General features: G+C 72.0%; 24 protein-coding genes. 19 read left to right on the forward strand and 5 right to left on the reverse strand.

Annotated features, from left to right (window positions below; genetic code table 11):
• The first annotated feature begins 31 nt into the window (after positions 1-31).
• The 4 genes from ACIQPT_RS01910 to ACIQPT_RS01925 all read left to right on the forward strand — a co-directional run bounded on the left by ACIQPT_RS01910 (position 32) and on the right by ACIQPT_RS01925 (position 4,578).
• Positions 32-1,105 carry a Dyp-type peroxidase gene (locus ACIQPT_RS01910; protein ID WP_401151452.1) on the forward strand — a complete coding sequence of 358 codons (1,074 nt, stop codon included), beginning with the start codon at positions 32-34 and terminating at the stop codon, positions 1,103-1,105.
• Positions 1,105-1,902 (forward strand): family 1 encapsulin nanocompartment shell protein, encoded by a 798-nt coding sequence (locus tag ACIQPT_RS01915; protein ID WP_401151454.1) that lies wholly within the window; start codon positions 1,105-1,107, stop codon positions 1,900-1,902. Before ACIQPT_RS01910 ends, ACIQPT_RS01915 begins: the two co-directional genes overlap by 1 nt.
• Positions 1,903-1,934: 32 nt before the next feature.
• The gene (locus ACIQPT_RS01920) at positions 1,935-3,308 is read left to right on the forward strand and encodes a diaminopimelate decarboxylase (protein ID WP_401151457.1); all 1,374 of its coding nucleotides are present in this window, start codon (positions 1,935-1,937) and stop codon (positions 3,306-3,308) included.
• A 499-nt stretch (positions 3,309-3,807) separates the two neighbouring features.
• Positions 3,808-4,578 carry a PIG-L family deacetylase gene (locus ACIQPT_RS01925; RefSeq protein WP_401151459.1) on the forward strand — a complete coding sequence of 257 codons (771 nt, stop codon included), beginning with the start codon at positions 3,808-3,810 and terminating at the stop codon, positions 4,576-4,578.
• 24 nt (positions 4,579-4,602) lie between these two features.
• Here ACIQPT_RS01925 and ACIQPT_RS01930 read toward each other — a convergent pair whose 3' ends face one another.
• The 3 genes from ACIQPT_RS01930 to ACIQPT_RS01940 all read right to left on the reverse strand — a co-directional run bounded on the left by ACIQPT_RS01930 (position 4,603) and on the right by ACIQPT_RS01940 (position 6,871).
• The gene (locus ACIQPT_RS01930; protein ID WP_401151462.1) at positions 4,603-4,956 is read right to left on the reverse strand and encodes a GNAT family N-acetyltransferase; all 354 of its coding nucleotides are present in this window, start codon (positions 4,954-4,956) and stop codon (positions 4,603-4,605) included.
• A 45-nt stretch (positions 4,957-5,001) separates the two neighbouring features.
• Positions 5,002-5,427, reverse strand: a complete 426-nt coding sequence (panD, locus tag ACIQPT_RS01935) for an aspartate 1-decarboxylase (protein WP_401151464.1) — start codon at positions 5,425-5,427, stop codon at positions 5,002-5,004.
• Between the two features lie 139 nt (positions 5,428-5,566).
• The gene (locus ACIQPT_RS01940) at positions 5,567-6,871 is read right to left on the reverse strand and encodes a glycerophosphodiester phosphodiesterase family protein (RefSeq protein ID WP_401151467.1); all 1,305 of its coding nucleotides are present in this window, start codon (positions 6,869-6,871) and stop codon (positions 5,567-5,569) included.
• A 400-nt stretch (positions 6,872-7,271) separates the two neighbouring features.
• Here ACIQPT_RS01940 and ACIQPT_RS01945 point away from each other — a divergent pair, with 400 nt between their 5' ends.
• Positions 7,272-7,871, forward strand: coding sequence for an RNA polymerase sigma factor (locus tag ACIQPT_RS01945; RefSeq protein ID WP_401151469.1), 600 nt, complete (start codon positions 7,272-7,274; stop codon positions 7,869-7,871).
• A complete protein-coding gene (locus ACIQPT_RS01950) occupies positions 7,868-8,221 on the forward strand; it encodes a hypothetical protein (protein WP_401151472.1) in 354 nt (117 codons plus the stop codon). Before ACIQPT_RS01945 ends, ACIQPT_RS01950 begins: the two co-directional genes overlap by 4 nt.
• Before the next feature lie 313 nt (positions 8,222-8,534).
• On the opposite strand, the gene ACIQPT_RS01955 is transcribed toward ACIQPT_RS01950, so the two are convergent.
• Together ACIQPT_RS01955 and ACIQPT_RS01960 are read right to left on the reverse strand one after the other, a co-directional pair.
• A complete protein-coding gene (locus tag ACIQPT_RS01955; RefSeq protein WP_401151474.1) occupies positions 8,535-8,933 on the reverse strand; it encodes a thiol-disulfide oxidoreductase DCC family protein in 399 nt (132 codons plus the stop codon).
• 80 nt (positions 8,934-9,013) lie between these two features.
• Complete coding sequence (locus ACIQPT_RS01960) at positions 9,014-10,285, reverse strand: pyroglutamyl peptidase (protein WP_401151476.1); 1,272 nt, start codon at positions 10,283-10,285, stop codon at positions 9,014-9,016.
• Between the two features lie 180 nt (positions 10,286-10,465).
• Here ACIQPT_RS01960 and ACIQPT_RS01965 point away from each other — a divergent pair, with 180 nt between their 5' ends.
• The 13 genes from ACIQPT_RS01965 (at position 10,466) to ACIQPT_RS02025 (ending at position 26,535) form a co-directional block, all read left to right on the forward strand.
• Complete coding sequence (locus ACIQPT_RS01965) at positions 10,466-11,284, forward strand: FadR/GntR family transcriptional regulator (protein WP_401151479.1); 819 nt, start codon at positions 10,466-10,468, stop codon at positions 11,282-11,284.
• Positions 11,285-11,491: 207 nt separating this feature from the next.
• Positions 11,492-12,811 (forward strand): ABC transporter substrate-binding protein, encoded by a 1,320-nt coding sequence (locus tag ACIQPT_RS01970; RefSeq protein ID WP_401151482.1) that lies wholly within the window; start codon positions 11,492-11,494, stop codon positions 12,809-12,811.
• Positions 12,811-13,809: a carbohydrate ABC transporter permease gene (locus ACIQPT_RS01975; protein ID WP_401151485.1), complete on the forward strand. Its 999-nt coding sequence runs from the start codon at positions 12,811-12,813 to the stop codon at positions 13,807-13,809. Before ACIQPT_RS01970 ends, ACIQPT_RS01975 begins: the two co-directional genes overlap by 1 nt.
• Positions 13,806-14,651, forward strand: a complete 846-nt coding sequence (locus tag ACIQPT_RS01980) for a carbohydrate ABC transporter permease (protein WP_401151488.1) — start codon at positions 13,806-13,808, stop codon at positions 14,649-14,651. The genes ACIQPT_RS01975 and ACIQPT_RS01980 overlap by 4 nt, the downstream gene beginning before the upstream one ends.
• A 63-nt stretch (positions 14,652-14,714) precedes the next feature.
• Positions 14,715-15,929 carry a D-mannonate dehydratase ManD gene (gene manD, locus ACIQPT_RS01985; RefSeq protein ID WP_401151491.1) on the forward strand — a complete coding sequence of 405 codons (1,215 nt, stop codon included), beginning with the start codon at positions 14,715-14,717 and terminating at the stop codon, positions 15,927-15,929.
• A 132-nt stretch (positions 15,930-16,061) separates the two neighbouring features.
• Entirely contained in the window at positions 16,062-17,162 is a 1,101-nt protein-coding gene (locus ACIQPT_RS01990) for a LacI family DNA-binding transcriptional regulator (protein ID WP_401151494.1), read from the forward strand.
• Positions 17,163-17,283: 121 nt separating this feature from the next.
• Positions 17,284-18,897 (forward strand): FAD-dependent oxidoreductase, encoded by a 1,614-nt coding sequence (locus ACIQPT_RS01995; RefSeq protein ID WP_401151496.1) that lies wholly within the window; start codon positions 17,284-17,286, stop codon positions 18,895-18,897.
• Positions 18,898-19,092: 195 nt separating this feature from the next.
• Positions 19,093-21,222: a hydantoinase/oxoprolinase family protein gene (locus ACIQPT_RS02000; protein WP_401151499.1), complete on the forward strand. Its 2,130-nt coding sequence runs from the start codon at positions 19,093-19,095 to the stop codon at positions 21,220-21,222.
• Positions 21,219-21,851, forward strand: a complete 633-nt coding sequence (locus ACIQPT_RS02005; RefSeq protein WP_401151501.1) for a hypothetical protein — start codon at positions 21,219-21,221, stop codon at positions 21,849-21,851. Before ACIQPT_RS02000 ends, ACIQPT_RS02005 begins: the two co-directional genes overlap by 4 nt.
• Positions 21,852-21,855: 4 nt before the next feature.
• Entirely contained in the window at positions 21,856-23,136 is a 1,281-nt protein-coding gene (locus ACIQPT_RS02010) for a TRAP transporter large permease subunit (protein ID WP_401151504.1), read from the forward strand.
• Between the two features lie 47 nt (positions 23,137-23,183).
• Positions 23,184-24,224 carry a hypothetical protein gene (locus ACIQPT_RS02015; RefSeq protein ID WP_401151506.1) on the forward strand — a complete coding sequence of 347 codons (1,041 nt, stop codon included), beginning with the start codon at positions 23,184-23,186 and terminating at the stop codon, positions 24,222-24,224.
• 109 nt (positions 24,225-24,333) lie between these two features.
• Entirely contained in the window at positions 24,334-25,302 is a 969-nt protein-coding gene (locus ACIQPT_RS02020; RefSeq protein ID WP_401151509.1) for an alpha/beta hydrolase, read from the forward strand.
• Positions 25,303-25,434: 132 nt separating this feature from the next.
• Positions 25,435-26,535 carry a serine hydrolase domain-containing protein gene (locus tag ACIQPT_RS02025; RefSeq protein WP_401151512.1) on the forward strand — a complete coding sequence of 367 codons (1,101 nt, stop codon included), beginning with the start codon at positions 25,435-25,437 and terminating at the stop codon, positions 26,533-26,535.
• The last annotated feature ends 1 nt before the right edge of the window (position 26,536 follow it).

Raw genomic sequence — 26,536 nt, forward strand, 5'->3', positions numbered from 1 at the left:
GCCCTGTTCACCTTCCCAGTGGAGTGCGCGCATGCCCGACGCCGTCCCCGATCCCGTCTCCGTCCAGCCCGTCGTGGCGCCGTTGACCAGCGCGGCGCTGTTCCTGGTCGGCACGATCGAGCCCGGCGGCGAGAGCGCGGTGCGGGACGTGCTGCCCGATCTCGCGGCCGTCGCCAGGTCGCTCGGATTCCGGTACCCGGACTCCGGTCTCGCCTGTGTGGCGGGCTTCGGCTCCGGCGCCTGGGACCGGTTGTTCGGCGGGCCCCGCCCGGCTCACCTGCACCCGTTCCCGGAGCTGCGCGGGCCTCTGCACCACGCCCCGGCGACCCCGGGAGACGTACTGCTGCACATCCGGGCCGAGCGGATGGACATCTGTTACGCGTGGGCGGCCCAGCTGCTCGACAAGCTCGGCGGAGCCCTGCGGATCGTGGACGAGACGCACGGTTTCCGCTATCTGGACCACCGGGATCTGCTCGGCTTCGTGGACGGTACGGAGAACCCGGTGGGCGACGACGCCCGCTCGGCGGCGCTCGTCGGGGCGGCGGACGACCCGGACTTCGAGGGCGGCAGCTACGTCGTCGTACAGAAGTACCTGCATGACCTGACCTCCTGGAACGCGCTCTCCGTGGAGGAGCAGGAACGCGTCATCGGCCGCACCAAACTGGACGACGTGGAGTTCCCCGACGACGAGAAGCCCGCCGACTCCCACCTCGCGCTCAACACGATCACCGACCCCGACGGCACCGAACGGGACATCCTGCGGGCGAACATGCCGTTCGGGAGCTTCGGGAAGGGCGAGTTCGGTACGTACTTCATCGGGTACGCCGCCGATCCCGACGTGACCGAGCGGATGCTCCGCAACATGTTCCTCGGCGATCCGCCCGGGACGCACGACCGCATCCTCGACTTCTCCACCGCGGTCACGGGCTCGCTCTTCTTCGCCCCCCGCGCCGACTTCCTCGACGCTCCGCCGCCCCCGCCCGCCCTGGCCGGCTCCGGGGACCGGCCGGAACCGGTGTCCGCACCGGTCCGGCAGGAGTCCCTCCCGGCCGGTTCCGGCAACGGTTCGCTGCGCATCGGCAGCCTGCAAGAAAGTGCCCAGTGATGAACAATCTGCACCGCGAACTCGCACCGGTCACCCCCTCCGCCTGGAACGAGATCGAGGAGGAGGCCCGCCGCACCTTCCGCCGCCACGTCGCCGGCCGCCGTGTCGTCGATGTGTCCGATCCGGCCGGTCCGACGCTGTCCGCCGTGGGCGACGGACATCAGCGCGACATCGACCCGCCCACCCCGGACGTGGTCGCGCGGGCCCGCACGTCCATGCCGGTCATCGAGTGGCGGGTGCCGTTCACGGTGACCCGCCAGGCCGTGGACGACGTGGAGCGCGGCTCCGAGGACAGTGACTGGCAGCCCGTCAAGGACGCGGCGCGCACGTGTGCGTTCGCCGAGGACATGGCGATCATCGACGGGTACGGGGCGGCCGGCATCACCGGTCTGCGGGACGGCTCCTCGCACGATCCGCTGCCGCTGCCCGCGGATGCGCGGGACTATCCGGTGGCGGTCAGCCAGGCCGTGACGCGGCTGCGGCTGGCCGGGGTCGACGGACCGTACCGGCTGCTGCTCGGCGCGGACGCGTTCACCGAGGCGGCCGAGACGTCGGACCACGGGTATCCCGTCAAGACGCACCTGAGCCGCCTGGTGGACGACGAGATCCTGTGGGCGCCCGCGGTCAAGGGCGGGGTGCTGCTGTCCACCCGGGGCGGAGACTTCGAACTCTGCCTGGGCCAGGACCTGTCGATCGGCTACGCGGACCACGACGCCACCAGCGTCCACCTCTACTTCCAGCAGGCCTTCACCTTCCGGATGCTGACGCCGGAGGCCGTGGTCGGCCTGATCGCCTGACCCTGGGGGCAGCCATCAGGGACTCTGGCCGTATGACGCAGACGACTTCCGCACACCACGAAGACGGCGCGGCACCGCCCGCCGCCCGCTTCGACGCCGTCGTCCGGGCGGCCGTCCAGCAGGGGCTGCTGGGCGAGCGCGGCCCGGTCGCCGGATTCATCGACACGGAGGGGGTGCGCGCCTCCGTCGGGACCCTGCACGACGCCTTCTCCGCCACGCCCGGGGTACTGCACACCTTCGCGGCCAAGGCCTGCTCCCTCATCCCCGTGCTGCGGCTGCTCGCCGACTGCGGCATGGGGTGCGAGGTGGCGAGCCCCGGTGAACTGCGCCTGGCCCTGGAGGCCGGGTTCGCCGCGTCCCGGATCGTCCTGGACTCCCCCGCCAAGACCCGCGACGAGATCCGGCTGGCGCTCGCCCTCGGCGTGGCCGTCAACGCCGACAGTCTCGACGAACTGCGCCGCATCGACGCCCTCCGGAACCCGGGCACCGCCTCGGTGCTCGGGCTGCGGGTCAACCCGCAGGTCGGCGGTGGCGCGATCGGCGCGATGAGCACGGCGACGGACACCTCCAAATTCGGGGTGGCGCTGCGCGATCCGGGGGCCCGCGAGAGGATCGTGGGGGCCTTCCGGGAGCGGCCGTGGCTGACCCGGCTGCACGCCCATGTGGGCTCCCAGGGCTGCCCGTTGGAGCTGATCGCGGCCGGGGTGGCGCAGACGTACGAACTGGCCGAGGAGATCAACGCGACGCTGGGCGTCCGGCAGATCACCAGCCTGGACATCGGCGGCGGGCTTCCGGTCAACTTCGCCGACGAGACCGTGCACCCCTCCTACGCGGACTACGTGGCGGCCCTGGCGTCGGCGGCCCCCGGCCTGTTCTCCGGGCGCTATGCGCTGGTCACGGAGTTCGGCCGGTCGCTGCTGGCGAAGAACGGGTTCATCGGGGCGCGGGTGGAGTACACGAAGGACGCCGGGGGCCGCCGGATCGCGCTCACCCACGCGGGCGCCCAGACCGCCACCCGCACCGTCCTCATGCCCGACGCCTGGCCGTTGCGGATCGGGGCGTTCGGCCCGGACGGCGCTCCCAAGGGCGGCCCGGTGCTGGCGCAGGACATCGCGGGGCCGTGCTGTTTCGCGGGGGACGTGGTGGCGTACGGCAGGGAGCTGCCGGAGCTGGCCGAGGACGATGTGGTGGTGCTGTACGACACGGGGGCCTACTACTTCTCCACGCCGTGGGCGTACAACAGCCTGCCGCGGCCCGCGGTCTACGGATTCCGGACGGTGGCAGGGCAGGACGGCACGAACAGGGCGGTGACGTTCGCGACGGTGCGGGACGCGCAGTCGATGGACGCCATCGCGGCGGAGAGCGGCCTCGCACACGCGGACGCGCTGATCGAGCGGGGCGACTGAGCCGACGGGGTTCCCGGCACTCCTCGGCCTCACCAGGAGGGGGTCGAGGAGCGCCGGGCCCGCTGAACTATCGGCACCGGCCCCCGGTCACGTCCCGGCGGGCTGGGGCTCGGGTTCCGGATCCGGTACGGGGTCGGGGCCCGGCGCCGGCGGTTGCGGGATCGGGTCGGGCGCGGGGCCGGGCGGCACCGGTGCCGGACCCGGCGGCACGGGCGGCGGACTGGGCACCGGGGTGGGCGGGCCCGGTACGGGCGGAGGCGTCGGCGAGGGTGGTACGGGGTCGGGGTACGGGTGGGTCATCGCGTTCCTCCACAACGGCACGAATAGGACAGATGGAGCTCTCCTCCACCGTCTCCCGGTGCGGCTGCCCGCGCCTGCCGAGTCCACACGTACGTCCCCCGGCGACAGCGGCGCACGGAGCCGTGTGCCGACGCGTCCGACCCGCCCAGGCCTCCGTGACCACCACTGTCGATGACTGTCGATGCGAAAGGTGTCCCCCATGCCCCTGCCGAGCGTTCTCGCCGTCCACGCCCATCCGGACGACGAGTCCCTGTTCTGCGGAGGGGTCCTCGCACAGCACGCGGCGGCCGGCGCCCGCACGGCGGTGGTCACGGCAACCTGGGCGGAGGGCACACACCGGGCCGTCGAGCTCGCCCGGGCCCTCGACGCCCTGGGCGCGGGCGCCCCACGGCTGCTCGGCTACGCGGACGCCCGCGTACCGGAGTCGGCCCCGGGCAGGCCCCGGTTCCTCGACGCACCGCTGGACGAGGCCGTGGCGGCCGTGGTCGGCCACATCCGTGAGGTCCGGCCGGAGGTCGTGATCACGGCGGACGCCTACGGAGGCATGACCGGCCACCCGGACCACGTGCACGCCCACCGGGTCACCGCGCTGGCGGTCCGGGCCGCCGGACTTCCCCACTTCTGCCCACAGGCAGGCGAGCCCTGGCAGCCGAGCGCCCTGTACCTGGCCACGCATCCCCGCTCGGCGGCGGTTCCGGTGGGCGGACGGCTGGCCCGGCCGGGCACGCCGGCCGACGCGCTGTACTGCACGGAGGACGCGTGGATCACCACGACGGTCGATGTCGGCCCCTGGCTTCCGCAGAAGCTGGCGGCGATCCTCGCGCACCGCAGCGAGGTGGAACGGGGAGCGGCACCGGGCCGGATCGCCGCGCTGCCTCCGGCGGTGCAACGCGAAGTGCTGAGCACCGAGTGGTACATCCGCGAGGACCTCGAGCCCCGGAGCGGGTCCGCGACAGAGCTGAGCGCCTGACGGGAAGCACAGAGGTCGCAGCTCTCAGAACAGCTCGGGGTGGTTCCTGAGCTGCCGCTCCGCTTCCTGGACGAGCTCGGCCGGGGCCTCGGGCGCCTCGTCGGGGTGGCGCTGCGCCCACTTCGCCGCGTACGGGCACAGCGGCACGACGGGGACGCCCTCGCGGGCGGCCGTGGCGTAGAACTCCCTCACGAGCGCTCCCGCGATGCCCTTGCCCTCGTGTTCGGGCCGGACGACGGTGTGCACGGCCACGAGCGCGCCGGGAGCCGGGTCCATGACGAAGTACGCGATGGTCCCGGCCGGCTTGCCGTCCTCGTACGCCACGAGGTTGCCGTGCTCCCGGTCGTCCCTGATCTCCACTGCTGCGTTCTCCGCCATGGCTCCTGCTCTCCCGTTCGTGGAGGTATGCGCGAAATGACGCTCTCAGCCGCCCGCGACGACGGCCTGCGGGCTCCGCTCCGTACGGGTCCCGGGAACCGGCGCCGAGGCGTCGTCGCCGAGCGCCACGATCCGGTTGTCCGCGTCCACGTGCACGACCCGCGGCACGAGGGCACGGGCCTCGGCATCGTCGACCTGTGCGTAGCTGATCAGGATGACCAGGTCACCGGGGTGCACGAGGTGTGCGGCCGCGCCGTTGATCCCGATGACACCGGACCCGCGCTCGCCCTCGATGACGTACGTCTCCAGGCGGGCGCCGTTGTCGATGTCAACGATATGGACCAGCTCGCCGGGCAGCAGGTCGGCGGCCTCCATCAGGGCGGCGTCGATCGTCACGGAACCGACGTAGTGCAGGTCAGCCTGGGTGACGGTGGCCCGGTGGATCTTGGACTTAAACATGGTGCGCATCATCGGGGTACTCCTGGGCTAGGCTCCCTGCCTGCGTTATTGCAGGTCAAGGGCTGTTTTCGTACCCTACAACGATTCGCGGTCCCGGTCAGCTCCCACCGGGCTTCCGAGGGTTGATGCTGACCACATGCGTTCGCACCGGTCAGGTGAGCGGCGCGATGTACGAGTAGACGTCCTCGATCTGGTGCCGCTCGTTGTAGTACTGGATGGTGTCCCCGGCGGTGTTGTTCAGGATGCCGGTGGTGTAGCCGTTGTAGTACGCCGTCGGCGAGTTCGTCCCCTTGCCGATGTAGACCTTGAGCAGGCTGCCGGGCTGGATGACATAGCCGTCGCCGATGAACACGCGCACGTTCCCGGCGCCGTCCCGCAGGTAGTGGCCGCCGACGTCGATCGGGCGGCCGGTGGTGTTGCGGAGCGTGATGTGTTCGCCGGTCTCGGCCTGTACGTCATCGCCGCTGGGGTTCTCGATGACGTGGTCGACGACGACACCGGCCGCGCGGGGTTCGGGGTTCTTGCCGTCGCGGACGCGGGTCGCGGTCCCGGTGAGGTTGGTGACGAGGTAGTCGTAGCCCTGGTCGAGAGCCATGTCGATCTGCTCGGGGCTGTCGACCGGGTCGCTGTATACGACGAGGCCGGCGTCGTGGGCGCGCTTCACGTCGGACGCGGTGGTCAGACGCGGGTCGGCGAAGACGCCGACGGTCCAGGTCGACAGGTCCTTCAGCTCCGCGTCGCCGAGCATGGCGCCGCCGGTCAGGTGGACCAGCGGGACGTCGGGGAGGACGGACCCGAACGCGTGGAGAGCGTCCTTGTCCCGCGAGTGAACCATGATCTTCCAGGCGCCGAACCGGGTGCGGCCGGCGTCGTCCAGCCCGTAGCGGTCCAGCAGCTTCGCGAGCTCGGTGGCGACGCCGGGGCTGTTGACGGGGGACTTCAGCTCCAGGGTGACGGCGGCCCGGCCGCGGTTGAGCTTCAGCAGTTCCTCGACGGTCGGGACGCGTTCCCCGGCGAATCCCTCACGGTGCCAGGTGCCGGCGTCGAGCCGCTTGATCTCGGCGAGAGTGAACGCGCCGACCTTCGCGTCGGCCCGGTCGGGGAACACCTCCGCGACGTCGGTGGTGCGGGCCAGCGTGTCGTCGTGCACCAGCACCATCCGGCCGTCGGAGGTCAGCTGTACGTCGCCCTCCAGGACGTCCGCGCCCTGGGCGAGCGCCTCCCGGTAGGACGCGAGGGTCTCCTCGGGCGCGTTGCGGGGCGCTCCGCGGTGCGCGACCACGGGGACGTCGCTGCCCGCGCCGCCGCTGGCCGAGGCCAGATCGACAGGGGCGTCCTCCTGGGCGCGGTGGGCGGGTGCCGTCGCGGCGTCGACACCCCCCATGACCAGAGCGGCGACCGACAGGGCAGCCGCCGCGGACAGCAGGGCGGAGTGCGGGCGTGGACGTGAGCGCATGTGTGCCTCCGTGTCCGGCGGTCCGGACGTGTCGGTCGATCCTGTGCGTCGCACCCGAACGCTAGGGATTCCCCGGATACGCGGCGTGAACACCGGGTGGCTGTCGCGCGGTGCGTGGCGCAACTCCTCCGTGCCCCGGCGGCCTGGTGAGGCGGTCGTCGATCAGGGCCGCGGGGAAACTTCGGCCGGAGGTGAATCCTTTCCGGACCTCCCCGACTCCTATGTGTGTACCGGCCGAACGGGCCGGCGGAACCGGGAGGAAACACCGACCATGGTCACCACCCTCGTAGTCATCGGAGTCCTGCTCGTGGGCGCGTGCAGCTGGCACCTGATGCGGCGCTACAAGAGCCGAAGCTGACCAACTCCTGCGAGCGGGGCGCCTTACGGGTATGAGTAGCACATGAATCAACGCTTCCCCTGGCCCGACGAGCGGCTGATCAAGGCTGCTCAGGACGGCGACGTCACGTCGCTCACCACCGTCGTCATGGAGTCGCAGCCTCATGTGCGCAAGTTCGCCATATCGCTGTGCGCCTCGCCGCAGGACGCGGAGGACGCGGCACAAGAAGCGCTGATCATCCTCTACCGGAAGATCGGCACCTTGCGAGCCACCGGCGCTCTTGCCTCATGGATGTTCCGGATCGTGCGCAACGAATGCCTCCGGCACGTGCGGCTGCTCGTCCCGCGCAGGGGCGAGGCGCCGGCCGAATCGGAGGCGCCCGCGGAACCCTCCGCCGAGGACGCGGTGCTGCAGAAGCTGGAGGTGGAGCGGATCGCGACCGCGGTCAGCGCCCTCCCCCGTGACCTGCGTCAGGTCCTGATCATGCGGGACGTTCAGGGGCTGCCCGGCAAGACCGTCGCCCAGTCGCTCGGTCTGAGCAACGCCGCGATGAAGTCGCGGCTGCACAGAGCGCGTTCAGCGCTACGTCAATCGTTGGCCGCGACCGACCGAGTACCCGATCAAGCCATCGACCGACCAGTCGAAGGAGACTCGCAACCGTGAACACCTTGAGCACCCTGAAAATCGTGAAGCCCGCACAGGACGAGAAGGCCCCCGGCACCGCACCGTCCGCGCCGTCCGCGCCGCCCGGGATGAACTTCGCCAGCAAGTCCGTCCCGCGCCATCTGGCGCGCGGCGCCATCGGCTTCGGGCTCATCGCCGGCTCGATCGCCCTGGTGCCCGTCGCCGGCCCGGCCGCCCTGTTGGCGGCCCCGTTGGCCTTGATCGCTTTCCGTGGCTGCCCCACCTGCTGGATGGTCGGGCTGGCGCAGACCATCTCCCGCGGTCGTCTGGAGCGCCAGTGCGTGGACGGCGTCTGCACGATCACCAAGGCCGACCACGGGACGTCCTGAGCGCCTACCCGCGATTGAGCGTGGCCGCCGTCAACTCGCCCGGGATGACCGTGGTGGCCGGTGACGGGGCCGACCTGGACGCCCTGGCCGCGCACTACGGCGATGACGTCCGTACCCCACGCGACAGTGGGCGCGGTGCTCGACCGGCCCGGCATGGGCGACCTCGCCTCACGCCAATCGGGCGGGCTGTCGAGTCCGCGCAGGAACAGCCCCGCACTCGACGTGCGACGTCACCGGGAGACCGAACACCTGGCGATCTCACCGGGACAGGATCATGATGGCTGTGACGGAGGCCAGAGCTCCGGCTCGGTGCTCAACCGTGAGGAACGGAGCTCTTCCCGCCGTCCCGAAGTGCGCAGGCCGCGGTTCCTCCCGGCATGCGGTGACGGTTCTCCGCCACCAGCCGGTAGACGCGAGGGGCGACCCACCGGCCGGGCGGCAGCATGAGCAGGGCGCCCAGCAGCGCCCATCCCCGGCCCGAGCGCAGCAGCACCTTCGCGACAGCCTGAGCGCCCCCGTACACCCGCCCCGCCGGCGTCACCCACAGCACCTCGTGCTCGGCTCGCTCCTGGGTGACGCCCAGCTCCGCCAGGTCCGCGAACTGCCAAGGGACGACCTCGCAGCGTGGCCGGAGACGTCGCTCGGCGAACCTCACCGAGGTCGTACAGAAGCCGCAGTCTCCGTCGAAGACGAGCACCGGTCGAGTCCGCATGGTTCCAGTATGGGCCTCCCCTCGGACACGGACACGGGCAGGGGCACGGGCGGGGGCACGGGCACGATCCGCCGAGCCGCTCAGCCGGACGCGCCCACCGCCGTCCTCACCAGTTCCCTGACCTGGCGCACGATGTCCGAGCGGTTGCGCTCGAAGTTCGGGTCGGTGACAACTCCCGTCTGCGGGTCCGTGTTCTCCGGGCCGAACCGCAGGATCGGTGTGTGGAGGTGGCCGCCCGGCAGCTTCGGCAGGCCCAGCCGGTCGCGCAGCAGGGTGACCCGGTAGGCGATCTCGTTGGAGAGGTAGTCTCCACCGCCGCCGGCCCGCGCCGCCGAGCCCGGCGTGGGCCCGTCCGGCCTGGTCACCGGCTGGGTGCCGCCCGCCGGTATCTCGGTGACCTCGGTGTTGTCGTACACCGGGAAGCGTCCCGTGTCCGCTTCGGTGAGCTGTCGGTACGGGAGGGTGGTGGAGGTCCACTGCGGCTGCGTGCCGGGGTCGGTGACGGGGACGAGCCCGGTGCTCGCCGCGTTCTCGTTGTCGGGGAAGCCGCCCCGCCACGCGCCGTTGGTGCGCTCCACGTCGAAGCGGCCCTCGCGGCCCTGGCTGACGGTGGTGAACAGGTCCAGGCGCGGCAGCTGCCGGGCCAGGGCCCGCTCGACGGTCCCCTCCGCGAAGTCCGCCCAGCGTACGGGGAAGACGACGGTCTCGATCCGGGCCGGCCCGTCGGCCGTCCGCACCAGGGTGCCGTCCAGGGCGAGCGCGCTCGCGCCCGAGGGGTTGCCGATCCGGACGTCCCTGTCCAGCGTGAACGGGTCGAAGCCGGTGACGAGGACCCGCTTCACCTGGTGGCCCGGGAAGCGGATGTCCTGCTGGCCGCGCGAGGAGGTCTCCAGCGCGGTGTGCAAAGCCCTGCGCTGCTCGTCGTTCAGCTCGAACGACGGCTCCCACGCGCGCAGTTCGCGGCTGAGCGCGAGGCGGGCCCAGTACAACGGGCGGTCGTCGCCCCGGTCCAGGTCGCCCGCGGCCGGTCCACGGCCCTGGGCGCGGTCCACGGCGCGTTGCCACAGCGCCCGGGCGTGGCGGGTCACCGTTCGCTCCGCCTGCGCGTAGCTCCGGGAGCGCTCCAGGGATCGCTCGAAGCGCGGGGCGAGGGCGTCGAATCCGCTGCGCCGCAGGATCTCCCGCGGGGCGGCCCGGTCGAGGCGCTGCTCCTCGACGGTCGTCGCCGTGCCGGCGCCGCGGGCGGTGTCCGCCGGGGATGCCGTGGCGGGCAGGGCGGGGCCTGCGAGGACGAGCAGGAGCGCCACACCGCCCAGGCCGAGCCGGGTGGTTGCGGAGAGTCGGTACGTCACATCGGTCCCTTCGGTACGACGGCTGGGTCGCAGTATCACGGCACCACCCGAGGCGATGCCATAGGGCAGGTCCTGGGCGGGCGCGCGGAGAAGGCTCGCGGTGAAGGCTCGCGGTGAAAGCACGCGGAGAAGGGGCGGACCTACGCGGAACGCACTCCGACCGGCCTGTACGCTGCGATCATGCAGCCGTCCGTCCCCTCATCCCCGTCGGGTTCCGCGCGGCCGGGTCCGGCCGGGGACCCCGCCCGGCGCGGGCTCCTGACGGAGCGCATCGCCCGTGAGCTGGAGCACGACATCCGCTCCGGCGAGATCGCCGTCGGGACGAAGCTCCCCTCCGAGCGGGAGCTCGCCGCCCAGTTCGGCGCGAGCAGGAACGTCGTGCGCGAGGTGCTGCGGCGCCTGGAGGCCCAGCATCTGATCGAAGTCGCCCCGGGGCGCGGCTCCTTCGTCCGTGAGCAGTCCTCGGGGCAGGCCCGGGGGTACGACGCGCTGTACCGGGCGGGACGGCCCACCGTCCGGCAGCTCATCGAGGCGCGGATCCCGCTGGAGGTCGAGATGGTCCGGCTGGCGACCGGGCGGGCCACGGACGAGGACATCGCGGCGATGCGGGCCGCCCGGGATGCTCTGGAGTCGGCGACCGATGTCGTCGTCAAGGCCCAGGCGGACATGGACTTCCACGATGCCATCGCCGTGGCCAGCAAGAACCCGGTGCTGAGGATCATGCTGTCCTCGATCGGCGGGATGATGTTCGAGATGATGCTCCGCTCGAACTCCGACCCCTCGATCGGTGAACCCGGCGTGCCGCACCACCCGGAGATCTTCGAGGCGGTCGAGGCGCGGGACGTGGACCTCGCCTGCGCGCGGATGCGGGAGCATCTGATGCTGGGCCTGCGGACGTACGGGGCCGATCTCGACGTCCAGGTCGACACGATGGCGCGCCATCACATCGAGACGCTGCTCGACCAGGCCGAGGGCCGCCGGACGCCTCCGGGGCAGTAGCCGACCCGCAGGCCGGCGGGGCGGAACTCGTCCGTCCGGTCCGCGGAATCTTCGCTTCAGGGTCTGGTCGGGGAGGTTTCCCTGCTGTTACGGTCCCGTCCATGGCAACTGGTCCTACCAGTTGGACCAGGTTGGACCAGATCCACCGGTTCGGTCCCTCGGGCACCGGCCGGCACGCGATACGCACGCAGAGAAACGAGGACGAGGATGTCCACGAGCAGCCAGCCCCTGAGCCGGCGCGCCTTCGGCAGGCTCGCCGCAGGGGTCGCGGCGGCGGCCGGGGCGGGCGCGCTGAGCGCCTGTTCGGGAGGGGGCGGCACGCCCTCGGCCGACGCACCGTTGCGGATCATGGCGATCAACCACGTCTGGTCCCAGGCGGTCAAGCGCCGCACCGCGGAGTTCGAGGAGCGGATCGGGCGGCGGGTCTCCATGACGCTGCTCACCGCCGACCAGCTCGCCAGCAGCTACAACGTCAAGCTCAACGCCTCGGGCACCGATGTGGACGTGATGATGGTCCGCGCGCTCCAGGAGCAGTTGCTCTTCGGGCACAACGGCTGGCTGGCCGACCTGAGCGACCGGGTCGCCGACGACGCCCACTTCGCCTGGGACGACTTCCAGGAGGCCCCGCGCGAGGCGTCGGTCACGGCCGGGAAGGTGCTGAGCGTCCCGGTGGTGACCGAACGCCCCGCGCTCTACTACCGCAAGGACCTGGTGGCGGACCTGGGCGGGCCGCCGCGCACCCTGGAGGCGCTGATGGAGGCCGCGCGGGAGCTGACCCGGCGGAAGGACGGGTTCTACGGGTATGTCGGCCGGGGCCAGCGCAGCGGCGCGGTGTCCCAGTGGTCGAGCTTCCTCTACTCGCACGGCGGGGACTTCGTCGTGGACGGGAAGTCCGGGATCGGCAGCGCCGAGGCCGTCGCCGCGTACGAGTACTACGGCCGGCTACTGGCCGGTTCCGGGCCGCCCGGGGCGACCAACATGAGCCTCGAACAGGCGATGCCGATCTTCGCGCAGGGCAAGGCCGCCTTCTTCGTCGACGCCGACGCGATCTACAGCAGCTTCCTCGACCCGAAGGTGTCCCGGGTGCGCGAGACCGTCGGCTTCGCCCCCTTCCCCGCCGGGCCGGCCGGGGCCAGACCGCACAACATTCCCTCCTGGAGCCTCGGCATCAACACCTTCTCCCGACTGCGCGACGAAGCCTGGGAGTTCATCCGGTGGGCCGCCGGTCCCGAGATGTCGGCCGCGCTCCAGTCGGAGGGCATACCCGGCGCCCGCTCCTCGGTGTGGTCCGACCCGAAGACGCTGGCCGCCTTCCCGCCGGAGCTGGCCGAGGCCATGCGGCTCAACGCGGAACGCGGCGTGGGCCACGACCGGCCCCGCGTCCTCCAGGTCGGCCGCGCCCGGGACATCGTCGGCCGTCCGCTGGTCGCGGGCATCCTCGGCCAGTCCGTCCGGCCGGTCGTGCGCGACGCGGACGCGGAGTTCGCCGATTTCCTCGTACGCGACAACCGCCACAAGGAGTCCTGATGCCCGCCACCGAGGCAACCGAGGCCGTCGGGGCCACCGGGACCGCAGAAGCCACCCGGGGCTCCGCCGTCCGTACGGCACACCCGACGCCGCCCGGGGCCGGGCGGCGGCAGCGGACCTTCGAGCAGGCCAACCGGCGGCTCAAGTGGGCGATGCTCGCCCCGGCGGTCCTCTTCGTCGGCCTGATGATCGTCTTTCCGCTGGTCTTCACGCTGAATCTCAGCCTCACCGACGCCTTCGGGGCGGTGAACGCCGACAGCGCCCACGTCGGTCTGCGCAACTTCACCGACGCGCTGGGCGACACCCGCCGGTTCTGGCCCGCCGCCCGCCGCACCCTGGTCTTCACCGTCGGCGCGGTGGTGCTGGAGACGGTGCTCGGGCTCGCCCTGGCGATGCTCATGCGCAAGCCGTTCCGGGGGATGCGCTGGGTCCGCACCGTGCTCATCGTTCCGCTGCTCGCCACACCGGTCGCGATCGGCATCCTGTGGCTGCTGATCCTCGACCCCACCAACGGCATCGCCAACCACCTCCTCGAAGCGGTCGGCGTGCCCCGGCAGGAGTTCCTCGGCTCGGTCGGGCAGTCGCTGCCGACGCTGATGCTCATCGACGTATGGCAGTGGACGCCGATGATGACCCTGTTGCTGCTCGCCGGGCTCACCACGCTGCCCGAGGAGCCCGAGGAAGCCGCTCTGGTCGACGGGGCGAACGCCTGGCAGCGCTTCCGGTACGTCGTCCTGCCGATGCTCGGGCCCACGCTCGCCACCGCGCTGGTGCTGCGCGCCGTCGACGCGCTGAAGACCTTCGACATCCTCTACGCCACCAAGGGCGCGGGCGGTGGTTCCGACTTCGAGGTGGAGACCCTCAACGTCTACGCCTACGGGCTGACCTTCGACTACCAGGAGTACGGCCTGGCCGCCGCCGTCCTGGTCCTGTTCACGCTGTTCATCATCGGTGTCGTGGTGCTGCTGCGCCGCCGGGGCGGAAGGAAGAACGCATGAGTGCCACCCTCTCCCCCGCCCGGCCCCGGCCCGGGCGGCCGTACGGCTCGTGGCTGCGCGGCATCGCCATCACGCTCGTGACGCTCGTCTTCGCGCTGCCGCTCGTGTGGATGTTCGCCGCGGCCTTCAAGACCAATGTGCAGGTCACGGACCCCTCGGTCGGGCTGTGGTTCACGCCCACGCTGGACAACTTCCGCGCCGTCGTCGAGGCCGGCCAGATCGTGCGCTCGATGGGCAACTCCCTGCTGGTCGGCGTGGTTTCGACGGTGCTCTCCGCCGTGATCGCCGTCCCGGCGGCGTGGGCGGTGGGCCGGTTCTCCATGCACCGCACCGGCTCCGTGATCCTCGTGGCGCGGATCGTCCCGGCGATCTCGCTGCTGGTTCCCTGGTACTACCTGTTCGCGCGAATGGGCCTGGTCGGCTCCTACACGGTGCTGATCCTCAGCCATATGTTCGTCTCGGTCCCGCTGATCATGTGGATCATGATCAGCTTCTTCGCGGGGCTGCCGGTCGAGCTGGAGGAGGCCGCCCGCACCGACGGGCTGAGCGCCTTCGGCGCGTTCTGGCGCATCTCGCTGCCGCTGGCCGCCCCCGGCACCGCGACCGCGTCGCTGCTGGCCTTCGTCTTCAGCTGGAACAACTTCATGTTCGCGCTGGTCTTCTCCGACGACCGGACCCAGACCGTGCCGGTCACCCTGTTCAACTTCATCTCCTACGCGAGCACGGACTGGGGCGGTCTGATGGCCGCCGCCTCCCTCATCACCGTGCCCGTCGTCCTCGCCGCCGTCCTCGGCCAGAAGTACCTGGTGGCCGGGCTGACGTCCGGCGCCACCAAGGGCTGACACCAGGGGCTGAACCCCCACTCCCCCGACCTCCGACCCCACCTGCGGAAAGAGCGCACACGCATGAAGATCGTCGACGCGAAGGTCGTCGTCACCAGCCCCGGCCGCAACTTCGTCACCCTGAAGCTGACGACCGACGAAGGGCTCACCGGCCTCGGCGACGCCACCCTGAACGGCAGGGAGCTGGCGGTGGTCAGCTACCTCACCGACCATGTCGCCCCGCTGCTCATCGGCCTCGACCCGCACCGCGTCGAGGACACCTGGCAGTCGCTGTACCGGGGCGCGTACTGGCGGCGCGGTCCGGTGACGATGGCCGCCATCGCCGCCGTGGACGTCGCGCTGTGGGACATCAAGGCGAAGGCCGCCGGGCTGCCGCTGTACCAGTTGCTGGGCGGCGCGAGCCGGGAGCGGATCGGTACGTACGGTCATGCCAACGGCCGGGACATCCCCGAGCTGCTCGACTCCGTACGGGCCCGGCTCGCCGAGGGCTATCCGGCCGTCCGCATCCAGTCCGGCATCCCCGGACTCAAGGCGGTGTACGGGGTGTCGGCCACCGATGACACCGGCGCGCCGGTCCTCCACCAGCAGGCCCGCCCGCTGGTGGAGGACTGGGACACCGCGGCGTATCTGCGCCATGTGCCAGCCGTCTTCGAGGCGGTACGCGCGGAGTTCGGCGCCGAACTGCCGCTGCTCCACGACGCCCACCACCGGCTCACCCCGATCCAGGCCGCCCGGCTCGGCAAGGACCTGGAGCCCTACCGGCCGTTCTGGCTGGAGGACTGCACCCCGGCCGAGAACCAGGAGGCGCTGCGCCTCGTCCGCCGGTCCACCACCACGCCGCTGGCCGTCGGCGAGGTGTTCAACACGGTGTACGACTACCAGGCCCTGATCACCGAGCAGTTGATCGACTACGTGCGCTCGGCGGTGACCCACTTCGGTGGCGTGACCCCGCTGCGCAAGCTCTTCGACTTCGCCGCGCAGTACCAGATCAAGAGCGCCGTCCACGGTCCCGAGGACATCTCGCCGGTCGGAATGGCGGCCGCCGTCCATCTGGACCTGGCCGTGCACAACTTCGGCATCCAGGAGTACTCCGGTCACACCCCGCTCACCGAGGCGGTGTTCCGGCACGCCTACACCTTCACGGACGGCTGTCTGCACCCGGGCGAGGCGCCCGGTATCGGGGTGGAGCTCGACGAGGAGCTGGCCGCCGCCCACCCGTACGCGCCCGCCTATCTGCCGGTCAACCGGCTCCACGACGGGACCGTGCACGACTGGTGACCCCGCACGCACAGGCCTGTACCCACACGGCCGAAAGAAGTCTTGCGCGATCCCTTGACCCGTGCGGAACGGAGGTTCACAGTACTCACTAATGCGCATTAGTAATACGCATTAGTGATCCGGAGGAACACCGTGGAAGAACCCAGGAAGCGGTCCCGCCCGGGCCGGGCGCCCGCCCCGGCGGGCCGTACGTCCCGGCCGCGCCAGGCCGAGGTCGCCCGGCTCGCGGGGGTCTCGCAGGCCACCGTCTCGCTGGTGCTGGGGGCCCGGAAGCAGGGCGCCACGATCTCCGAGGAGACCCGGCAGAAGGTGCTCGACGCGGTGCGGGCCCTGGGCTATGTGCCGGATCCGGCCGCCAGCCGGCTCGCCGCCGCACGGAACAATCTGCTCGGGGTCTTCAGCTTCACGTCCACCTTCCCCACCGACGTCCAGCACTCGTACTACCCCTTCCTGGTCGGCGTCGAGCAGGAGGCCGCGGCCCGGGGCTACGACCTGGTGCTCTTCACCGGTTCCAGCACGGGCGGCGCGGGGGCCGCCGGGCCGAACGCCCTCAACCGGGTGCGGCTCGCCGACGGCTGTCTCTTCCTCGGCCGCCACGCCCCCGCCGACGAACTGCTGCGGCTGGTCGCCGACGGCTTCCCCGTGGTCCACCTGGGCCGCCGGGACGAGCTGGAGGGGCTGGCCTGGGTCGGCGCGGACTACATCAGCGGGGCCCAGGAGGTCGTCGCGCACCTCGCGGCCCTCGGGCACCGGCGCATCGTGCTCGTACGGGAGGACGACGAGGCCCCCGCGTCCACCGACCGCGAGCACGGCTTCCTCAAGGGCCTGGAGGAGGCGGGGCTGCCCGGCGGTCCCGCCGCCGTCTTCCGCTCCGCCGACCCCGAGCGCGACCTGACCGCCGAGCGGCTGCGCGGCTGGCTCGACGAGGGCGTGACCGCGTTCGTCGCGGAGGAGACCGACACCGGCGACGCCTGGCGCGCCCTGCACGGCGCCGCGCACTTCGTCGGCATCGACTGCCCCCGCGACGCCTCGCTCGCCCTGCTCGGCAGCCCCCCGCCGGATCTGGCGGACGGGCCCGTCCCCACCGGTTTCGACGTCCCCCGGCCCCAACTGGGCGCGGCCGCCGTGCGGATGCTCGCCGCGCTGGTGGCCGGGGAGGAGGCGACGGAGCCCCTGGTGGCCTGCACCTTCCGGCCCGGCGAGACGGCCGGCCCGGCCCCCGTACGTCTCTGACACCCCGTACATCTCCGACTCCCGGGCATCTCCGACGCCCCGTACATCTCCGACCCGGCCTCCGGAGGCGGTCGCACCGCGCATCAACGCACCACGTTCACACAGCACTTCAAGGAGAACCGTGATATCCGAACCCGACATCCTCATCGTGGGCGCCGGACTGGGCGGCGTGGCCGCCGCTCTCGCCGCCTGCCGGGCGGGGCGCACCGTCGTCCTCACCGAGGAGACGGACTGGATCGGCGGCCAGCTCACCTCGCAGGCGGTTCCGCCGGACGAGCACCCGTGGGTCGAGGAGTTCGGCACCACCGCCTCGTACCGCACCCTGCGCGACTCCATCCGGGACTACTACCGCCAGTGGTACCCGATGCGTTCCGAGGCCCTGGCGCTGCGCAACCTCAACCCGGGCGCCGGGCGCGTCAGCAAGCTGTGCCACGAGCCGCGCGTCGCCCTGACCGTGATGGAGGGCATGCTCGCGCCGCACCGCTCCTCGGGGCGGCTGACGCTCCTCACCGAACACCGGCCGGTGGCCGCCGAGGCGGGCGACGACGACACCGTGCGGTCCGTGACGCTCGCCGATCCGCGCGGCGGCAACCGGCTGACTATCAGCGCCCGTTACGTCATCGACGCCACCGAGACCGGTGAACTCCTCGAACTCGCGGGGGTGGAGCACGTCATCGGCGCCGAGGCGCGGAGCGAGTTCGACGAACCGCACGCCCCCGAGGAGGCGCAGCCCCTCAACCAGCAGGGCATCACGGTGTGTTTCGCGCTCTCGCACCACGAGGGCGAGGACCACACCATCGAGCGCCCGGCCGACTACGACTTCTGGCGCACCTATCAGCCGGACTTCTGGCCGGGTCCGCTGCTCGGCTTCCTGGCCCCCGACCCGCGCAGCCTGGAGGCCGTCCCGCGCACCTTCGTCCCCAATCCGGAGCTGGATCCGCTGGACGTCAGCGCCGACCAGTCCGCCGACGCGGGTGACAAGGAGCTGTTCGGATTCCGCCGGATCCTGGCCCGCAAGCTGCACCGGCCCGGCGCGTTCGACTCCGACATCACCCTGGTCAACTGGCCTCTGAACGACTACTGGTTGAAGCCACTGATCGGCGGCGGCGAGGAGACCTCGGCGGCCGCGCTCGCCGAGGCGCGCCAGTTGTCGCTGTCCGTCCTGTACTGGCTCCAGACCGAGGCCCCCCGGGCGGACGGCGGCACGGGATTCCCGGGTCTGCGGCTGCGCCCGGACGTCACCGGCACGGCGGACGGTCTGGCGAAGGCCCCCTACGTACGGGAGTCGCGGCGGATCAAGGCCGTCACCACGGTCACCGAGCACGATGTCTCGATCGACATCGTCGGCCCGTACGGCGGCACCCGCTACCGGGACTCGGTCGGCGTCGGCAACTACCGCATCGACCTGCATCCTTCGACCGGCGGCGACAACTACATCGACATCGGTTCGGTGCCGTTCGAGATCCCGCTCGGCGCGCTCGTCCCGCGCCGCGTCCGCAATCTGCTGCCGGCCGGCAAGAACATCGGCACGACGCACATCACCAACGGCTGCTACCGGCTCCACCCGGTGGAATGGAACATCGGCGAGGTCGCCGGCGCGCTGGCCGCGCACTGTGTCGCCGACAGCGTCGAACCGCATCAGGTCCAGGCCGAGGACAAGCGGTTCGAGGTGTTCGCCCGGCTGCTGGAGCGCGACGGCGTGCAGCGCCACTGGCCCGACGTACGCGGCTACTGACCCCGTCCGCGCACGACGGACGGCGCGGAGGACGACCGACGCATCACCCGCTTCACCGCACGGCCCCCAGGGTGCGCGCGGAGCGCCGGGCGGGCGCAGCTCCACCTGTACCCGCCCGGCCCCAGGCCCGGACCTCTCGCGATGCCCCGGACCTGCCGCCCTCGCCCTGCCATCCGCACAAGGAGGTGCCCAGCCATGAACACCCACCGCATACGCGTCGGCATCGACGTGGGCGGAACCTTCACCGACGCCGTGGCCGTAGACGCCACGACCCTGAGCCTGCTGGGGCAGGTGAAGGTACCCACCAGCCACCATCACGAGGACGGTGTCGCCCACGGCATCGTCGAAGCTCTCGACCGTCTGCTGGAGCAGACCGGCCACACGCCCGAGGACGTGACGTTCCTCGCCCACGGCACCACACAGGCTACCAACGCCCTGCTGGAGGGCGACGTCGCCACCGTCGGACTGATCGGCATCGGTGCGGGCCCGAGCGCCTCGCTGACCCGTCGGCTGGCCGCGTTCCGCAAGCTGGAGCTGACGCCCGGCAAGCGGCTGCCGCTCGCCTACGGGCATGTGGCCGACCCGGACGACGCGCCCGCCGTACGTGCCGCGCTCGACGCGGTCGTGCGGCAGGGCGCCGAAGTCGTCGTCGCCAGCCAGCCGTTCAGCGTCGACCGGCCCGAGGGCGAGGACGCGGTCGTGGCCGCCGCCGAGGAGCGGGGGCTGCCCACGACCGCCGCGCACGACATCACCTCGCTGTACGGGCTCCACAAGCGGACCCGGACCGCCGTGGTGAACGCCGCGATCCTGCCCCGCATGCTCGCCACCGCCGATCTGGTCGACGCGTCCATCACCAAGGCGGGCGTGAGCGCGCCGCTGATGGTGATGCGCTGCGACGGCGGGGTGATGTCGCTGGACGAGATGCGGCGCAGACCGCTGCTGACGGTGCTGTCCGGACCGGCGGCGGGTGTCGCCGGGGCGCTGATGCAGGAGCGCATCAGCGAGGGTCTGTTCCTGGAGACCGGCGGCACGTCCACGGACATCAGCGTCGTGCGGCGCGGCAAGGTCGCCGTCCGGCACGCCACCATGCTGGGCCGGACGTCGTACCTCTCGGCGCTCGACGTACGGACCGTCGGGGTCGGCGGCGGGTCGATGGTCCGCGTCGACGGCGGCAAGGTCGTCGGCGTCGGGCCGCGCAGCGCGCATATCGCGGGGCTGCCGTACGCCTGCTTCTCGACGGTGGACGATCTGCGCGACGCGACCCTTTCCACGATCCGGCCGATGGCGGACGACCCGGCCGACTACGCGGTGCTGGACGCCGCCGGGGGCCGCTTCGCGATCACCATGACGTGTGCGGCGAACGCGCTGGGCCGGGTGCCGGAGGGCGACTTCGCCCGGTGCGATCCGGCCGTGGCGAAGGCCGCGCTGGCCCCGCTGGCCGCCGCGCTCGGCACCGATGTCGCCACGGCGGCGACGAAGCTTCTGGACGCGGGCACCGATCAGGTGAGGTCCGTGGTCGAGACGATGATGCGGGACTACCGGCTGGACAAGGACACCGCGCTGCTGGTCGGCGGGGGCGGCGGCGCTGCCTCCGTCACCCCGCATCTGGCGGCCGTCACCGGCCAGGAGGGCCGGATCGCCCAGCACAACGAGGTGATCAGCCCCATCGGTGTGGCGCTCGCCCTCATCCGGGAGCAGGTCGAGCGGATCATTCCGGGGGCGGGGCAGGAGCAGATCCTCGCCGTGCGCGCGGAGGCCGAGGCCGCCGTCATCGCCCAGGGGGCCGCCGCCGACGGTGTGGAGGTGGAGGTCACGGTCGATCCGCAGACCAGCACCGTACGGGCCGTGGCGACCGGCGCGACCGAGCTGCGCACCCAGGATCGCGCCCACCGGGCCGACGAGGCGGACCGGCTGCGCGCCGCCGCGATGAGCCTGCGGGCCGATCCGACTTCGGTGCGGGTCCTCGCGGGCACGCCGGCCCACACCGTGTACGGCACCGAGGTGCGCCGCCGGTTCCGGGCGGACCGGCACCCGGTGCGGGTCGTGGACGCGGACGGCGTCGTACGGCTGCACGCGCCGGACGCCCGGGTCGAGACGACCACGGTGGGCCGGGCTCCGGAGGTGCTGGCCGGTCTGGTGAAGGAGGCCACCTCGTACGGGGACGGCGGGGTGCGGGCCCCGGCGCTGCGGCTCCTGCTCGGGTCCCGGATCGCCGATCTGTCCGGGGTGATCGACCCGGATCCGCTGCTGGCGCTCGCCCGCAGCGAGCTGCGCGCCCGCGCCGCCGACGAACCGGTCGTCGCGGTCGTGGAGGTGCGCTCATGACGGCCGCCCTGCTCGACCGGGCCGCACGCACCGCCATCGCGGTCCTGGAGGCCGACGACGACGTCGAGTTCGGCGTACGGCTGCTGGCGAACACGCCCACGCACGAGGGGCGCGATCCGAAGCTGCTGCGCCACTGGGCCCGTACGGCCGACGCGTTCGGCGCGGCGCTCCCGCCGGTCGCCTCGACGGCCCGGATCGTGGAGAGCGACGGTGGCCTGGCGAAGGGGCTCCTGGCCCGCTACACCTCGCGGCCGGTGCCCACCGTCGAGCTGTTCACCGACACCCTGGCGCTCGCCGACGAGCTGATCGACCTGCTCGGCTGGCGGCACTGGTATCCGGCCGGTTCGGTCCGGGCGGCGGCGGTCGCGCACGAGGCGGTGCACGAGCGGCTCCACCACGGTCCGGCGAAGAAGTCGCTGAAGCGCGCCCTGGACCACGTGGTGCTGCGCGCCGGCCGGCACACCCTGTACGGCCATGTCGCGGGCGCCGACGAGATCGCCGCCCACGCCCATGCCCGCACGGTCTGCGGTCTGGGCCGCAGTCCGCTCCTGCTGACGGCCGCTCTGGCCACCGCGGCCGAGCCGCGGCACGGGTCCGCACACGGATCCCCGCACGGAAGAGAGAAGTAACGCCATGGGCGTCGTCATCCTTCTTGTCATGGCGGCCGGTGTCGCCGCGATGCTCACTCGCAAGCTGCCCACCGCCTTCGCGCTCGTCATCCTCGCCGTTGTCATCGCGTTCGTCGCGGGCGCCCCGCTGACCGGCGAGAACAGCGTGCTCGACACGGTCGTCCAGGAGGGCGCACCGGCTCTCGCCGCCACGATGATCGCGATCCTGCTCGGCTCCTGGCTGGGCAAGTTGCTCGACGAGACCGGCATCGCGGGCACCCTGGTGCGCAAGATCGTCGAGTTCGGCGGGGACCGGCCGGTGGTGGTCGCCCTCGGTGTCCTCGCCGTCTCCACCCTGGTCGGCACGGTCACCGGCTCGGCTCCGGCGGCGATGCTCGCCGGGATCATCGGCATCCCGGCGATGATCGCCGTCGGCATCCCCAAGGTCACCGCCGCCGGGACGATCCTGATGGGCATCGCCGCCGGCATGCCGTTCGAGCTGCCCATCTGGCAGTTCTTCTCCACCGCGCTGGAACTGCCGGTCGAGACGGTGCGCGGCTTCATGTTCAAGCTCTTCCCGTTCGCGCTGGCCGCCGCCGTCCTCTTCGTCCTCATCGAGACGCGCAGGCGCGGTGTCGAGCACGCCTGGTCGCTCAAGTCGGCTTCCGCCAAGCCCGTTTCGCGCCGCAAGCAGCTGGGCGACGCCCCGTGGTACGCACTGCTCACCCCGGTCGTGCCGCTGGTCCTGGCCCTCGGTTTCGAGGTCGCGATCCTGCCCTCGATGCTGGCGGGCATCCTGTTCGCGCTGGTCACGACCACTCGGCCGCGCGAGATGAACAAGCGGCTGCTGCGCACGCTGTACGGCTCCTTCGAGGTCGCGGCGGCCCCGATCGTCCTGTTCATCGCCATCGGCATCCTGCTCGCGGCGGTGAAGCTGCCCGGTGCGGTGGAGTCGCTGGAGCCGCTGGTCAAGGCCGTCAGCCCGCAGAACCCGGTGCTGTTCGTGCTGGTCTTCACGCTGCTCGTGCCGCTCTGCCTGTACCGGGGGCCGCTGAACGTCTTCGGTCTCGGCGCGGGCATCGCCGGTGTCCTCATCGCCGCCGGCATCTACCCGGCCGTCGCGGTGCTGGGTCTGGCCACCTCGTACAACCAGGTCTTCGGGGTGTCGGACCCCACCAGTACGCAGACCGTGTGGAGCGCGCAGTACGCGGGGGTGACACCGCAGCAGGTGATGCTGCGGACCCTGCCGTACGTCTGGGCCGTGGCGCTCGGCGGCTTCTGCGTCACCGCCGCCAGCTATCTGTGATCGCTCACCTGTCTGTGATCGCTCAACTCTTCGGGACGGAGAACGACATGACACCGCACGAGGACACCACCCCGGCCGCATCCGGCGCGTTCCTGCCGAGCCGCCGAATCTTCCTGCGCGGCGCGATCGCCGGGACGGCGGCGACCGCCGGACTGATCGCCACCGGCGCGGGGGCGGCCCCTGCCGCCGCGGCCCCGGGCGGCTTCCCCGACTACCGCCACCTCAAGCCGCTTCTGACGCCCTCCCAGCTCACGTACAACCCGACGGGCGAGATCATCTTCCCGTGCATCCGGGGCGTCTACGACAAGCTGGCGAATCCACTGGGACGCTACTACCTCTACTACGCCCCGCACGACGCGCCCGGCGGCATCTGCCTGGCGTACGGCGACTCGCTGGAGGGTCCGTTCACCGAGTACCCGGCGAACCCACTGGTCTCCAACGACTGGCAGCCGCACTACAAGGTCAGCCATGTCTCCTCGCCGCACGTCCTGTGGAACGAGGACGTCAAGGAGCTGTGGCTCTACTTCCACGGCGAGAACCACACCACCCGGCTCGCCCGTTCCAAGGACGGCATCTCCTTCACGTACGACCGGACCGTGCTGACCAAGGACATGCTGCCGGCGGGCACCAACGAGACGTCCTACGCACGGGTGTTCCGGCACGACCTGCCCGCGCGCGACGCCCGGTACGTCATGCTCTTCATGATCAACAACCAGTCGAACCACCGTGACATCGCCTGGGGCTGGTCGAAGGACGGCCGGGACTGGACCTTCGCCCAGCAGCCGCTGGTGCGCCACTCCGACGTCGGCGTGAACAACCTCAGCGGCCCGCACCTGCTGACCCGGGGCGGCAGCACGTACGTCGTCTATCACACCGGCAAGGAGAACGGCGGGAACATCCTGATCACGGAGGTCGGCAACGACTTCTCCCGCCGGGACCACCTCGGGGTCTTCTACGACTCCGGCAGCGCTGCCCCGGAGAACGGGCGCGCCGCCTCGCCCAGCTTCGGGACGGACCGGGGCGTGCCCTACCTGGTCTACGAGGCGGGCGACCGGCTCGGGGGGTCGATCGCCGTCGCACGCGGCTGACGGCGGCCGACCGCTGATCCGACGCACAGGTCCGCGACCGCGACCGCGACCGCGCCCCGGCACCCGGCGCCGGGGCGCGGTCGCGGGGTTCCCAGGAAGGCTCCGCCCGATGTCGCACGATCCCCGTCTGGACCCCGAGATGGCCGCGGCGATGGCCGCCGACCCGCTGCCGCGCACCGTCCTCGACGGCCTCACCCGCGAGGAACTGGCCGCGCTGCGCTCCGCCCGCGCGGCCACCGTGTTCCCGCCGCCCGCCGAGGGCGTCCGGGTGACCGACCACCGGCCGGAGGGCCTCGCCCCCGTGCGGGTCCGGTTCCACCGGCCCGTCGGGGCCGTACCCGGGCCGCTGCCCTGCCTGGTGTGGATGCACGGCGGAGGCATGGTGCTCGGTACGCCCGAGATGGACGACGCCCGGATCTCGGCGTACGTCCTGGAGGCGGGCTGCGCGGTGGTGGCCGTCGACTACCGGCTCGCGCCCGAGCACCCCTACCCGGTGCCCGTCGAGGACTGCTACCGCGCGCTGCGGTGGGCGGCGGAGCAGGCGGATGCGCTCGGCATCGACCCGGAGCGCCTCGCGGTCGGCGGGATCAGCGCCGGCGGCGGGCTCGCCGCCGCCACGGCCCTGCTGGCCCGGGACCGCGGCGGGCCGCACCTCGCCTTCCAGTTGCTGCTCTGCCCGATGCTGGACGACCGCAACACCACCGCTTCGAGCCGGGAGTTCACCGAGCCGGTCACCTGGCCGCGCGCCAACAACCTCTACGGCTGGGCCGCGCTGCTCGGCCCGCTCGCGGGCGGCGACGAGGTGCCCGCGTACGCGGCGCCGGCCCGTGCCACCGACCTGTCGGGGCTCCCTCCCGCGTACGTCGACGTCGGCGAGCTGGAGGTCTTCCGGGACGAATGCGCGCGGTACGCACTCCGGTTGGTCGCCGCCGGGGTGTCGACCGAATTCCATCTGTGGCCCGGCGCGTTCCACGGGTTCGACGGGGTGCTCCCCCGGCTCACCCTCCCGCGCAGGGCGGCCGCCGAGCAGATCGCGGTGTTGCGGAGGGCTCTGGGGAACCCCGTGCGGGGGGCCTGAGTACACCCTCGATCCGGGGTCCGGACGGCCTGACCCGGTGCGGGGCGCCTGGCAGGGTCGTCGGCGGAAGAACGATCCACACCGGCCGGGGCTTCATCCGCAGCCCGGCCGGGGCCACGTCCAGGGGGACCCATGTACCGCAAGCGCCTCACCACCGCTCTTCTGTTCACCACCACGCTCGCCGTGGCGTTCGCCCCGGCGGCGTCCGCGCACCGGCCCGACCCCGTGCAGCGGCAGCTGGATCTGCTCGTCGAGCGGGACGGGGTGCCGGGCGCTCTCGCGTTCGACGGCAGGAGCACCCGGACCGCCGGGGTCGCGGACCTGGAGTCCGGTCGCGCGATGGTCGGCTCCAAGGGCAGCTTCCGGCTGGCCAGCAACACCAAGGCGTTCACCGCGACGGCCGTGATGCGGCTGGTCGCGGACGGCCGGATCCGGCTCGACGACCGGGCCGGCGACCACGTACCGCAGCTGGCCGGACACGCCGTCACCGTACGCCAGTTGCTCAAGCAGACCAGCGGGCTGCCGGAGTACACACCGCTGGTCGACTGGGACCGGCCCGGCACGCCCGAGGACTATCTGGCGCTCGCCCTGGCGGAGCCGCCGGTCTTCGAGCCGGGCGGCGACTGGGGCTACTCCAACACCAACTACCTGGTGCTCGGGATGGTGATCGACCAGGTGACGGGGGTCGGCTTCCGCACCTACATCGAGCGCGAGATCCTCCGGCCGCTGCGGCTGACCGACACCTACTGGCCGGCGCCGGGCGAACTGGCCCTGCGCGGGCCGCACGCCCGCAACTACGGTGTCCACCCGGCCGATCCGGAGGCGGGACGGGTGGATGTGACCGAGCTTCCCGGCTACGAGTTCGGTGCGTCGGGCGGGCTCGTCTCCACCCCCCGGGACCTGAACGCCTTCTGGGACGGGCTGTTCGGCGGCCGGCTCCTCCCCACGTGGGCGGTACGCCTGATGACCCGGGACACCAGCGATATCGGCGGTCGTGACGTCTACCCCGCCGGAAGCCGGTACGGCTACGGAGTCGCTTCCGTCCCGCTCAGTTGCGGCGGCGTCTACTGGGGCCACGGCGGGGACCTGCCGGGCGGGTCGGTGGGCGGCGGGCGCGCCTCGGGGGGCCGTGCCACCGTGACCGTCTACACCACCACCTGGACGGCCGAGGGCGAGGGACTGCGTCATCTCCAGGGTGCGGTGGACGCGGCCCTGTGCGCCCGGGGCCGCTGAG

Origin of the sequence: Streptomyces sp. NPDC091289 (genome assembly GCF_044757365.1) — a bacterium.
In the GTDB taxonomy this organism is placed as follows: domain Bacteria; phylum Actinomycetota; class Actinomycetes; order Streptomycetales; family Streptomycetaceae; genus Streptomyces.